9 protein-coding genes are annotated in these 12,443 nt (G+C 67.6%); 1 reads left to right on the top strand and 8 read right to left on the bottom strand.

Features of this window, described 5'->3' with window-relative positions:
- Nucleotides 1-319: 319 nt before the first annotated feature.
- The 8 genes from dapB to hrcA form a co-directional block, all read right to left on the bottom strand.
- The gene (gene dapB, locus AC3A4T_RS15705; RefSeq protein WP_487676205.1) at nucleotides 320-1,045 is read right to left on the bottom strand and encodes a 4-hydroxy-tetrahydrodipicolinate reductase; all 726 of its coding nucleotides are present in this window, start codon (nucleotides 1,043-1,045) and stop codon (nucleotides 320-322) included.
- 123 nt (nucleotides 1,046-1,168) lie between these two features.
- Nucleotides 1,169-1,663 carry a YqhG/Tai3 family protein gene (locus AC3A4T_RS15700; protein ID WP_487676204.1) on the bottom strand — a complete coding sequence of 165 codons (495 nt, stop codon included), beginning with the start codon at nucleotides 1,661-1,663 and terminating at the stop codon, nucleotides 1,169-1,171.
- 10 nt (nucleotides 1,664-1,673) lie between these two features.
- The gene (locus AC3A4T_RS15695; protein ID WP_487676203.1) at nucleotides 1,674-2,276 is read right to left on the bottom strand and encodes a hypothetical protein; all 603 of its coding nucleotides are present in this window, start codon (nucleotides 2,274-2,276) and stop codon (nucleotides 1,674-1,676) included.
- Nucleotides 2,277-2,279: 3 nt separating this feature from the next.
- Entirely contained in the window at nucleotides 2,280-4,226 is a 1,947-nt protein-coding gene (locus AC3A4T_RS15690) for a DUF3857 domain-containing transglutaminase family protein (protein WP_487676202.1), read from the bottom strand.
- A 326-nt stretch (nucleotides 4,227-4,552) separates the two neighbouring features.
- Nucleotides 4,553-5,683 carry a molecular chaperone DnaJ gene (dnaJ, locus tag AC3A4T_RS15685; RefSeq protein WP_487676201.1) on the bottom strand — a complete coding sequence of 377 codons (1,131 nt, stop codon included), beginning with the start codon at nucleotides 5,681-5,683 and terminating at the stop codon, nucleotides 4,553-4,555.
- Between the two features lie 171 nt (nucleotides 5,684-5,854).
- Nucleotides 5,855-7,774, bottom strand: a complete 1,920-nt coding sequence (dnaK, locus tag AC3A4T_RS15680; protein ID WP_487676200.1) for a molecular chaperone DnaK — start codon at nucleotides 7,772-7,774, stop codon at nucleotides 5,855-5,857.
- A gap of 186 nt (nucleotides 7,775-7,960) precedes the next feature.
- Nucleotides 7,961-8,473 (bottom strand): nucleotide exchange factor GrpE, encoded by a 513-nt coding sequence (gene grpE / locus AC3A4T_RS15675; RefSeq protein ID WP_487676199.1) that lies wholly within the window; start codon nucleotides 8,471-8,473, stop codon nucleotides 7,961-7,963.
- A gap of 369 nt (nucleotides 8,474-8,842) precedes the next feature.
- Nucleotides 8,843-9,892 carry a heat-inducible transcriptional repressor HrcA gene (gene hrcA / locus AC3A4T_RS15670; RefSeq protein WP_487676198.1) on the bottom strand — a complete coding sequence of 350 codons (1,050 nt, stop codon included), beginning with the start codon at nucleotides 9,890-9,892 and terminating at the stop codon, nucleotides 8,843-8,845.
- A 503-nt stretch (nucleotides 9,893-10,395) separates the two neighbouring features.
- Here hrcA and recN point away from each other — a divergent pair.
- On the top strand, nucleotides 10,396-12,078 hold the full coding sequence (gene recN / locus AC3A4T_RS15665; protein WP_487676197.1) for a DNA repair protein RecN: 1,683 nt from the start codon (nucleotides 10,396-10,398) through the stop codon (nucleotides 12,076-12,078).
- The last annotated feature ends 365 nt before the right edge of the window (nucleotides 12,079-12,443 follow it).

The following is a 12,443-nucleotide window of genomic DNA, read 5'->3' as shown; positions in this document are numbered from 1 at the left end:
GCAATTCGGGTGTTTGCACGAGGCGGCGCTTCAGGTTTGGGCGGTGGTTTGGTGGCGTGTTCAGGTCGGGCTGGCTTAGGAGCAAATCCCTCCCTGCGCCCTTTTTCAAAGGGAAGAGGCGTCTTGGGGATTCGGTAAACCGGCCGGAATGTCGCTTCGGCCACGCTTCCCGTTGTCGGAATATGCGGCTACAGCGTCGTTTCGACTGGCGACCAAGCCATGAACAGCGACCGCCCCGCCGTTCTTCCCCCTTTGAAAAAGGGCGACTGAGGGGGATTTGCTCTGCCGCTTGCCGCCGCGCGACCGGCCGCAGCCCCGTTCAGAGATTCGGAAACATCAGCTCCGCCAGCCCGTACCGCCCCGGCGCCTGGTGGGCGACGCGCAGCGCCGCCTCGAGCGCTCCGCGCGCGAAGATGTCGCGGTTGCTGGCGCGGTGGATCAATTCCAGCCGCTCGCCGGCCGCGGCGAACTGCACGGTGTGTTCGCCGACGATGTCGCCGGCGCGCAGGCTGGCGTAATGCGGCTCCTCGCCGCGGCCGATCGCGGCGGCCGCGCCCAGGTGCAGCGCGGTGCCCGACGGCGCGTCGAGCTTGCGGGTGTGGTGGGCCTCGATCACATCACAGTCCCAGCCCGGCAAGGCGGCCGCGGCGCGGCGCACCAGTTCGGTCAAGACCGCCACGCCGAGGCTGTAATTGGCCGCCCACACCACCGCGATGCGCGCGGCGGCGTCGTTGATCGCGGTGTTCTGCGCCGAACTCAGGCCGGTGGTGCCCGAGACCAGGGCCTTGCCGCGTTGCGCGCACAGCGCGAGCACCGGGTCGAAGCCGTCGGGCAAGCTGAAATCGATCGCCACGTCGAACTCGGGCGCGCCGTTCAATTCGGACACGGCGAAGTGCGGCACGCCGTCGATCACCCGCTGCGCGGGTTGCGAACGCGAGTACGCGGCGACCACGCGCAGGTCCTGGCGTTCGGCGGCGAGCCGCAGCAAGGCCTGGCCCATGCGGCCGGAGGCGCCGTGTATCAACAGTCGGGTGATTTCGCTCATGCGATCAGGCTAGCGGCGCAATCCGGCGGCGACAAGCGCGGACTTCGACCGGTTCACATATCCGTGCGCGCGTGGCGCGCGATTCGCGCACGCACGATGCCGACAAGCTCGCCGCGGCCGCGCTCAGCCGGCGCCGGGAGTGTCGTGGAAACGCGCAAGCGCGTCGCGCAGCGAGCCGCCGTTCGGACCGATCAGGTCGTCGACCCGCCAGCAGCCGCCTTCGCGCGCGAGCCGCAGGCGCGCGACCTGCTTCCGCGACGGCTGTGCGTCGTCGAGCACGAACCGATAACGTACCTGCACCACGTTCTTGCCTTCGGCGACAAACCGGGGATCGCGCGCCTCGCCGTCCTGCGCGTCGAGCCAGGGATCGGCGCCGATCGCGCAGACCTCGCCGCCGTCGCCGCCGCAGGCGCGATCCTGCTTCAACAAGCGCAGCAATCGCGCCGAGACGGTCCGCTCCAGACTCGGCAGCGGGTCGTTCCAGAAGGTGTAGTGATCCCGGTAGAACGCGCCGGCCGTCGCAACCGGCGTATCGCCCAGGCAGGCGGCGCGCGCATCGCCGGCACCGACCAGCAGGCCGGCGGCGACGAGCGCCATCAACGGCATTGCAAAACGCATCGAAACCTCCTTATTCGTACCAGCGCCAGGCCGCGAGCAAGGCGTCGGCGCGCCGTCCGTCGCCATCGAGGAAATCGGCGAGCGCATCGCGCACCTGCGCCCTCGCCTGCGGGCGCAGGTCGTCGTCTTCGTCCAATGCGGCCTCGCCGAGCGCGGTGTAGGCATTGGCCACCGTCGCGATCGCGCCGAACGCGGTGGCCAGATCGTCGGCGATCGGTCGCGGCGACCACGGGCCGCCGGCGAGGTCGAACAGCACCGCGCCGCTGCTCATATCGAGAATGAAGGGATTTCCGCCCTCCATCGCCACGGTCAGCCATTCGTCCTTCCACCCGGGCAAGCGTTCGCCGCTCAGACCATGCCAGCGGTAACCGGCCTGCCGCGACCACAGCGTGTGCAGCGGCGGAATGTCGACCGGATTGCCGCCAGCGTCGAGGCTCAGCCCGATCGGTCCGACCGACGCGTGAAGGGTTTCGCCCCACGGGCCGAGTTCGCGGTAGAACGCTTCCAGCGTCGACGGCAGGGCGATGTCGCCCTGCCATTGCGACACAGCCTGCGAGCGCAGTTCGCCCCAAGGCTCCAGTAACGGCCGCAAAGACTCGTAGCTGCGCGTCATGGCTTACTGATACACCAACTGCGCCTTGAGATTGGGCAACACTTTCTTCGCGAAGGCCTGATAGGCGCGGTTGTAGTCGGCGGTGCACACCGGCCCCAGGGTCACATCTTCGATCACCCGGCTGGCTTCGAGCACGTTGCCCTTGAGCGTGTAGGTCGCGGTGTAGCGCGAACCGCCGGATTCCAGGCTCAGGTTCGGCGGCACCGCGATCACTTTCATCGTCGCCGGGAATTCGATCCGGTAGGTCTCTTCCGAACGTCCGCCGCCGCAGGTGCCGTCGCCTTCGTCCTTGTCGATCTCGGCGGTGGCGCTGCCGACCAATGCACTGACCGGCATCGGGCTGAAGAAACTCGGACCCAGCGCGAACGCACCCGGCACCGGCAAGGCCTGCTTGACCTCAAACTGCGTGCGATAACGATGTTCGCCGCGCAGCGGCTTAGGATCGTCCTGGGTGAAGCTGCCTTCGGCCTCCAGGCCGCCGCGCTTGAACACGTTCTTGACCATGTCCTTGGCGTCGTCGGCGCTGAGCTCGCGCAGGCTCGCGCGCATCGAGATCGCCGGCATGCCGCTGAGTTCGACCTCGACCGTGCCCTTCATCGACCCGTCCTCAAGCACGGTCAGGCGGGTGTCCATGCGCTGGCGGTTGTGCAGTTTGACGAAGCCCGGCGTGGACGCCTGCAACTCGGGCCGGTCGATGCGCAGCAACGGCTTGCCGGCGATCTGCGCCGGTAGTTCGCCGAACGGAATGCCCTTGGCGGTCGCATCGACGTACAGGTCCAGACCCGGCAGGTAATTGAGCACGTGGTTGACGCTCGACGCCACCGGCACCTTGGGCAGGGTGTAGACGTTGCCGGCGTTGATCAGCGCCTGGGTCGCCTCGATGCCCTTGGCCGCGAACAGCGCCTGCAGCAAGGTCGCGTGGTCCTTGCAGTCGCCGATGCGGTTGTCGAGTACGAACTCCTGATCGCGCGGCACCACCGCGCCCAGGCCGATGCAGTTGCCGGCGTAGTTGATGTTGGTCGACACCCATTCGTACAGCGCCTGCGCGACCGCGCGCTGATCGGTCTTGCCGGCGGCGATTTCGTCGGCGAGCTTGCGCACCCGCGCGGTCGGCACCGCCTTGGGCAGCGCGCGCTCGCCGTAGGCCTTGGCGATGTCGCCGTAGCTGCGGAAGGTCGACAGGGCGTAGCCGTTGTAGCGTTCGATATCGAAGATCGTGGCCGAGTCGGATTTGCGCTTGACCGGGCTCAGGTTCTGGTAGGTCCACTCGACGATATGGCGGCCGCCGACGGTTTCGTCGCGTACCTGCTTGAGCTTGCCGAAGGTCTGCTGCTGGGTCCACAGCCCGGCCGGCAGATCGATCTTGATCCGCATATCGCCCATGTAGGCGCCGTCGGTGAAACTGGTGATGTCGGAAAAATGCCCGTCGAACATCGCCTTCTTGCCGACCAGCCGGTAGTTCAGCACCACGGTGTCGCCGACCGCGACATCGGGGAACACCAGGCGGGTGGTGGCGACGTCCGAGAACGCCGGGCCGCCGCCTTCGCGGCCGTCGTTGGTCTCGACCTGGAAGTTCGACTTGGGCACGTCGATGCGGCGGCCGTCGGCCTTGCGGGTGTAGGCCTCGACCACGTCGAGGGTCTGGATGCTGGCGCTGTAGCCGATCGATTCGTGCTTGGCGTATTCGATCGCGCGCTCGTCGAGCACCTTGAGCGCGGTTTCGTGCTGCTCGACGTAGCTGCCGTCGGCCTGCACGGTGTAACTGAGGTAGGAACGCTCCCTGCGGATCGGGTCGTCCGAAGCCGCCGCGGCGGCGGGTTTGACGACGGGCGTGGCGCTGGCCGCCGGCGCGGTGCCGGCGCGATCGGCCGGCGCGGTCTGCGCGAACGCCGCGCCGCCGACAAGTACAAGACAAACCGCGGCCGACAGCCGCTGCATCGCGATGCGCATCCTTTCTTCCCCTGTTCCTGTTGGACAGTCCTTGGTGATGGACGGTCGCGCGATCGCGGACCGGCGCCGTCGCGCCGAGCGTCGGCGCGGAAACGTTCTACCACATCCCAGGCGTGCCGGAGTTGGCGATCACGGCGCCCGCGAACAGGCGCGTCGAGGCGCGCCGATCGCCGGTGCGCGGCGGCGAACCCGGAGGTCGGCGCCCGGTGTCGTCGGACGCGAAAAAACGGATGCGCCGCCCACGAAAAAGGGGGCCGAAGCCCCCTTGTCCGGACACGCGTCGCGCGCTTGGCGCGACGCGATGCGTGCGATGCACGCCGCTGGTATCAGGACGTCATCCGATCCCAGAATCCCTTGACCCCGTCCAGAAAGGTGGAGGACCGTGGCGAGTGCTTTCGCGCCCCCTCACCCACGAACGTCGCTTCGAATTTCTCCAGAAGCTCGCGTTGTTCCGTTGTGAGATTGACCGGCGTCTCGACCACGACGCGGCAGTACAGGTCGCCGGTCTTGCGGCTGCGCACCGACTTGACGCCCTTGTCGCGCAGGCGGAACAGCTTGCCGCTCTGGGTTTCGAAGGGAATACGCAACTCGACTTCGCCGCCGAGGGTCGGCACCCGGATGGTGTCGCCGAGCGCGGCCTGCGAGATGCGGATCGGCACGTCGCAATGCAGGTCGTCGCCGTCACGCTGGAAGATCTCGTGCTCGCGCACGCGCACTTCCACGTACAGATCGCCCGGCGGCGAACCGGTCGGGCCGGCCTCGCCTTCGCCGGTCAGGCGGATACGGTCGCCGTTGTCGACACCGGCCGGAATCTTGACCTGCAAAGTCTTGGTGCGTTCGACCCGCCCCTGGCCGTGGCAGTCGGCGCAGGGATTGGCGATGGTCTTGCCGCTGCCGTTGCAGTGCGGGCAGCTTTGCTGCATCGAGAAGATGCCGCGCTGGATGCGCACCTGGCCGTGGCCTTTGCAGGTGCCGCAGGTCTCGACCTTGCCGTCGGCCGAACCGCTGCCGTTGCAGGTGTCGCAGGCGTCGAGGGTCGGGATTTCGATCTGCTTTTCGACGCCGCCGACCGCTTCCTCCAGCGACAGCTCCATCACGTAGCCGATGTCGGCGCCGCGACGCGGACCGCGCGCACCGCCGCCGCCACCTCCGAAGATATTGCCGAAGATGTCGCCGAAGATATCGCCCATGTCCGAGAAGCCCGGACCGCCGGCGCCGCCGCCGTTGCCGTGTTCGAACGCGGCATGGCCGTGCTGATCGTAGGCGCGGCGCTTGTTGGTGTCGGCCAGGATTTCGTAGGCCTCCTTGCACTCCTTGAACGCGGCCTCGGCCGCCGCGTCGCCCGGATTGCGGTCCGGGTGGTGTTTCATCGCACAGCGGCGATAGGCCTTCTTGAGGTCGTCGTCGCTGGCGTTGCGCGCAACGCCCAGCACTTCGTAGTAGTCGCGTTTGCTCATGGGCTGGGTTCGGGAATCGGGAATCGAGAGTCGGGAATCGTTAAATCAAAAGCGGGCGGCGCGTGAGAACGCCTGCCGCCCGCGACGGATGCAAGAACAGGGAATCGGTGTCCACGGGCCGCACGCACACGTCGCGCGCCCATTCCCGATTCCCCATTCCCGATTCCCGGCTTACTTCTTGTCGTCCTTCACTTCAGTGAACTCCGCATCGACCACGTCGTCGGCCTTGGCCGAGGCGCCGCCGTCGCCGGCCGGGGCGCCTTCGCCCGGCTGACCGGCGTTGGCCGCCGCGAACAGCGACTGCGCGGCTTCTTCCAGCGCCTTCGACTTGGCTTCGATCTGGCCCTTGTCGTCGCCCTTCATCGCCGTTTCCAGCTCCGAGATCGCCGCTTCGGCGCGGCCGATCTGGTCGCCCGGCAACTTCTCGCCGTGTTCCTTGATCGTGCTGCGGGTCATGTGGATCAGGCCGTCGGCGTGGTTGCGCGCCTGCACCAGTTCCTGGAACTTCTGGTCTTCTTCGCGGTTGGCTTCCGCGTCGGCGACCATCTTGGCGATCTCTTCCTCGGACAGGCCCGAGCCGCCCTTGATCTCGACCTTCTGTTCCTTGTTGGTCTTCTTGTCCTTGGCGCTGACGTGGATGATGCCGTTGGCGTCGATGTCGAACGAGACCTCGACCTGCGGCATGCCACGCGGCGACGGCTCGATGCCGGACAGGTCGAAGCGGGCCAGCGACTTGTTGAAGCGGGCCTGATCGCGCTCACCCTGCAGCACATGCACGGTCACCGCGGACTGGTTGTCCTCGGCGGTCGAGAAGGTCTGCGAAGCCTTGGTCGGAACGGTGGTGTTCTTCTCGATGATCTTGGTGAACACGCCGCCGAGGGTTTCGATGCCCAGGCTCAGCGGGGTCACGTCGAGCAGCAGCACGTCCTTGACGTCGCCGGCCAGCACGCCGCCCTGAATCGCCGCGCCGACAGCGACGGCTTCATCCGGGTTGACGTCCTTGCGCGGTTCCTTGCCGAAGAACTCGGCCACGGCCTGGCTGACCTTGGGCATGCGGGTCTGACCGCCGACCAGGATCACCTCGGCCACGTCGCTGGCGCGAAGGCCCGCGTCGTTGAGCGCGATGCGGCACGGCTCGATCGTCTTCTTGACCAGATCCTCGACCAGCGACTCCAGCTTGGCGCGGGTCAGCTTGATGTTGAGGTGCTTCGGGCCCGACGCGTCGGCGGTGACGTACGGCAGATTGACTTCGGTCTGCTGCGAGGACGACAGCTCGATCTTGGCGCGCTCGGCCGCGTCCTTCAGGCGCTGCAGCGCCAGCGGATCCTTGCGCAGGTCGATGCCCTGATCCTTCTGGAACTCTTCGACCAAGTAGTCGATGACGCGCTTGTCGAAGTCTTCGCCGCCCAGGAACGTGTCGCCGTTGGTCGACAGCACTTCGACCTGCATTTCGCCGTCGACCGAGGCGATCTCGATGATCGACACGTCGAAGGTGCCGCCGCCGAGGTCGTAGACCGCGACCTTGCGGTCGCCGCCCTTCTTGTCCATGCCGTAGGCCAGCGCGGCCGCGGTGGGTTCGTTGATGATGCGCTTGACCTCGAGGCCGGCGATCTTGCCCGCGTCCTTGGTCGCCTGACGTTGGCTGTCGTTGAAATAGGCCGGCACGGTGATGACCGCTTCGGTGACCGGCTCGCCCAGGTAGGCTTCGGCGGTCTTCTTCATCTTGCCCAGCACTTCGGCCGAGATCTGCTGCGGCGCCATCTTCTTGCCGTCCTGGGTCGCGACCCAGGCGTCGCCGTTGTCGTGCGGGACGATCGCGTACGGCACCAGGCCGAGGTCCTTCTGCACTTCGGCGTCGGTCATCTTGCGGCCGATCAGGCGCTTGACCGCGTAGAAGGTGTTCTTCGGGTTGGTGACCGCCTGGCGCTTGGCCGACGCGCCGACCAGGACTTCGCCGTCCTTGGTGAACGCGACGATCGACGGAGTGGTGCGGTCGCCTTCGGAGTTTTCGATGACCTTGGCCTTGCCGCCTTCCATGATCGAAACGCAGGAATTGGTGGTGCCCAGGTCGATGCCGATGATCTTGCCCATGGATGTTGCTCCCTCTCTCAATGCTTCAATGTTGGGGGCGGCGCGATTGCTGCAGGCCGCCGATGTGCGATATCTGGGGCTCGGTGCCGGGCAGTTCAAGCGCCCGTGCCCTGCCCTTTAACTTCGGGTGAACTTCGCGGACCGGGCCGATGCGAGCCCAGCCGCGTGCGATTCGGTGGGTTGCGCTCAGTCCTGGCTGACCACGACCAGGGCCGGACGCAGCAGGCGCTCGTTGAGCAGCCAGCCCTTCTGGTAGACCTGGACCACGTGGTTCGGCGCGACACCCGGCGCGGGCACCAGGCTCATCGCCTGATGGTGCTCGGGGTTGAACGGCTGGCCGACCGGATCGACCGCGACCAGGCCGTTGTCGCCGGCGACCTTGAGCAGCTGGCGCAGGGTCAGTTCCATGCCTTCGCGCAGCGCGTTGGGCTCGCCGCCGGCCACGCCCAGCCCGGCTTCCAGGCTGTCGATCACCGGCAGCAGGTCGCCGAGCAGGCGCTCGTTGGCGAACTTGCGGGCCATGTCGATATCGCGGGCGACGCGCTTGCGCTGGTTGTCGAGTTCGGCGCGTTCGCGCAGCGAGTCTTCGCGCAACCGGGTCAACTCGGCGCGCAGGCTCTCGACGTCGGTCGGCTCGGCGTTCGCCGCGGCGGCTTGGTCGTCGAGGTTCAGTTCGGGATTGGGGTCGTTTTGGCTCATGCTGGGTCCTGGCGGTTTTTCCGCGACAGGCCAGCTATGGGGCCGCGGCCGGACCATTCAAGTGCCGGGATCTGCGGCGATCGTGCGGGATCGGCGCTCAGTTGCGGCGAGCGGGGATGGTTTCGGGACAATCGCGGCGGCGCCGAAGGCGATGCCGGCTGCTGCTTCGATCATGGGCCGCTCCTGTAGGAGCGGCGCAAGCCGCGACCGCGCCACGACAAACCCCGGCGCCAGCCCGGCTTGCCGTAACGGTTACCCGGCCTAACCCATCCTGCGCGGGAAGGCGGGACCTGCGCGGGAAGACGGGATTCGCGGTCGCGGCTTGCGCCGCTCCTACAGCGGGCCGACCTGCAAACGCGGCGATGGTTCTTACTCGGCTTCGGGCGCCCCGAACGCATTGCCCAGCGCATCGGCCGCCGCCTGCACCACCGGGATCACCCGGTCGTAGGCCATCCGGGTCGGCCCGATCACCCCGAGCACGCCGAGTACGCGGCCGCCGGAGGTGTACGGCGCGGTCACCAGCGACACGCCTTCCAGCGGCGCCAGCCCGGTTTCCTCGCCGATGAAGATGCGCACGCCGGGCGCGCGCACGGTGCGTTCGAGCAATTGCAGGATCTCGCGCTTGCGCGCGAAGGCTTCGAACAGCTCGCGCAGCCGGTCCAGGTCGGCCAGTTCCTGCACGCCCATCAGCCGGGTCTGCCCGGCCAGGACCATGTCGTCGTTGTCCGGGATCAGCACTTGCTCGGCCAGCTCAACCGACTGCGCCAGCAGCGTCTGCATCTCGGACTGGGCATTGCGCAGTTCCAGCAGCAGCACATCGCGGATCTCCGAGACCGGCCGGCCGGCGAAATGCGCGTTGAGGTAGTTGCCGACCCGCTCCAACTCGCCGGCTTCGTACGGCCGGCGGGTCTGGATGATGCGGTTCTGCACGTCCTGATCGGCGAACACCAGGATCGCCAGCACCCGCTGCGCGTCCAGCGGCACGAAATCGATGCGCCGGAACGCGAACTGCTCGCGCTTGGGCACGCTGACCACGCCGACGAAATGGGTCATCGCCGACAGCAATTCGGAAGCGCTGCCGAGCAGGGCCTGGGTGCCGGTGCCCGACGGCAGCTCGCTGCGCAGGCGCGCGAGATCGCCTTCCGGCAGCGGCCGCACCTGCAGCAGCGAGTCGACGAACAGACGGTAGCCCTGCGAGGTCGGGATGCGTCCGGCCGAGGCATGCGGCGCGCTGAGCAGGCCGGCGTCTTCCAGGTCGCCGAGGATGTTGCGGATGGTCGCCGCGCTGACGTCCAGCCCGGCGTGCTTGGCCAGGGTCTGCGACCCGACCGGCTCGCCGCTATGGATGTAGCGGCCGATCAGCGTGCGCAGCAATTGGCGCGCGCGCGGGTCGAGGCTGGGATCGGAGCGGCGGTTCATGGGTGTGGATATAAGCGCCGGTGGGGGAAGGTGCAAGGGTTGGTTGGGGGCCGGGATTCGGGATTCGGGATTCGGGATTGGGGATTGGGGATTGGGGATTGGGAATCGTGGGTCGTGGGTCGTGGGTCGTGGGTCGTGGGTCGTAAGAAGGATGACGCGATTGGTTGCCAATCTGTCGGGCGCCACGTCTCTTCGTGCTCGTCATTCCCGCGAAGGCGGGAATCCAGAGACTTCAGAGTCATGCTTCGGTGAAACCCTGGATGTTCGGCTTCGCCGAAATGAAGCGGGGCCCGCCTTCGCGGGAATGACGAGCAAAAGCAACCCGGCCCGTCCAGCAAAAACCAACGAGGCCTCGACTGGCAAAACAACTAGGACCGACCAGCAAACCCAAGCCAGCCCACCCTCCGCCTCAATCTCACCCCATGATCCACCCCGCCCCTACGCTCGCCCCCGCCGCCGCTCCCATTCCCAGCCCCGCTCGCTCAAGGCACAATCGCCGCCGCATGCTCGCCCACCTCTCGCTCAAGCAATTCGCCGTCGTCAGCGCCGCCGAACTCAGTTTCGGACCCGGCCTCACCGTGATCTCCGGCGAAACCGGCGCCGGCAAGTCGCTGCTGGTCGACGCCCTGGGTCTGTTGTCGGGCCTGCGCGCCGACAGCGGCGTGGTCCGTCACGGCGCCGACCGCGCCGAACTGGTCGCCGACTTCACCCTCGACGACGCCCCGCAAGCCGCCGACTGGCTGCGCGATAACGAACTCGACGAAACCGGCGACGGCGATGCGCCGGTCTGCCAGATCCGCCGGGTGATCCGCGCCGATGGCGGGTCGCGCGCGTGGGTCAACGGTCGGCCCGTCACCCTGAGCCAGCTCGGCGAACTGGCCGGGCGCCTCGTCGAAATCCACGGCCAGCACGAGCACCAGGCGCTGATGGCCAAGGCCAGCCAGCTGACCCTGCTCGATGCCTACGGCCGCACCGATGCCGCGCGCGGCGCGGTCGAGACCGCCGCGCGCGCCTGGAGCGCGCTGCTGCGCGAGCGCGACACGCTGATGGCGCAAGGCGACGTCTCCGACCGGATCGGCTGGCTCGAACACCAGCACCGCGAACTCGAACGCGAAGCGCTCGACCCAGAGGCGCTGCTCAAGCTCACCGCCGACCATCGTCGTCACGCCCACGCCGCCGGCCTGATCGCCGCCTGCGAAGCCGCGTTCGCGCGCATCGGCGGCGACGAAGGCCCCTCGCTGACCCGCACCCTGCAGCAAGTGCGCGGCGAACTGCAGCGCGTGACCGAACACGAACCACGCCTGGGCGAAGTCGACGCCATGCTCGACAACGCCGCGATCCAGATCGACGAAGCCATGACCCTGCTCGACCGGGTCCGCGACGACCTCGACCTGGACCCGTCCGCGTTCGAACAGATCGAAAGCCGGATCGGCCGCCTGCACGAACTGGCGCGCAAGCACCGCATCGCCCCCGAACAACTCGCCGCGACCCGCGACGGCATCGCCGCCGAACTGGAGATGCTGCGCGGCGCGGGCGTGCGGCTGGAATCGCTCGACCTGGAAATCGAGGCCGCGCGCAAAGGCTGGCGCAAGGCCGCCGACGTGCTCGGCAAGGCCCGCCGCGACGCGGCCAAGTCGCTGTCGTCCAAGACCACCGAACTGATCGGCGAACTGGGCATGGGCGGCGGCCGTTTCGACGTCGCGATCGAATCGCTCGAAGAAGACCGGCCCGATCCCAACGGCGGCGAACGCATCGAGTTTCTGGTCGCGGCCAACCCCGGCCAGCCCGCGCGCGCGCTGCGCAAGGTCGCCTCGGGCGGCGAGTTGTCGCGCATCTCGCTGGCGATCGAAGTGGCCGCGTTCGGCATGGACGCGGTACCGACCATGGTGTTCGACGAAGTCGATTCGGGCATCGGCGGCGCGGTGGCCGAGATCGTCGGCCAGAAACTGCGCGCCCTCGGCGCCAGCCGCCAAGTGCTGTGCGTGACCCACCTGGCCCAGGTCGCGGCCCAGGGCCACGCCCACTACCGGGTCAGCAAGGCCGCCAGCGAAGGCGTCACCCAGAGCGCCGTGCAGGTGCTCGCGGCCAAGCAGCGCGAAGAGGAACTGGCGCGCATGCTGGGTGGCGTTGAATTGACCAAGGAAGTGCGCGCGGCGGCCAAGCGGTTGCTGGCGGATGTTGGTTGAGAGCCGGGATTGGGGATTCGGGATTCGGGATTGGGGAACGGCCCGGGAATCGGGAATCGGGAATCGGGAATCGGGAATCGGTTAGAGCGTAGCGGCCTGGCCTTGCTGATCTTCGTCTGATAGTTCTCTTCCCCTGCGGCTCTTCCTTTGCTACTGCTCCTCCGCTGCTGCTCTTGCCGCCGCTCTTCCTCTTCTGCTGTTCCTCTTCTGCTACGCAACTCCAGCGGCTCTAGCGCCTCAGTCGCCTAAGCATCCACATCCACGGGCACTTGCTCCGCAAGACACCCGAAGCAACGCCACACCCCAACCGCCTCGCTCCTTCCTACCGTCATTCCCGCGAAGGCGGGCTCTGCTTTACTTCGGCG

This window comes from Lysobacter sp. Soil_N_51 (assembly GCF_057655755.1).
The sequence above is the reverse complement of the archived record's forward strand: the minus strand, read 5'-3'. Positions and strand labels throughout refer to the sequence as shown.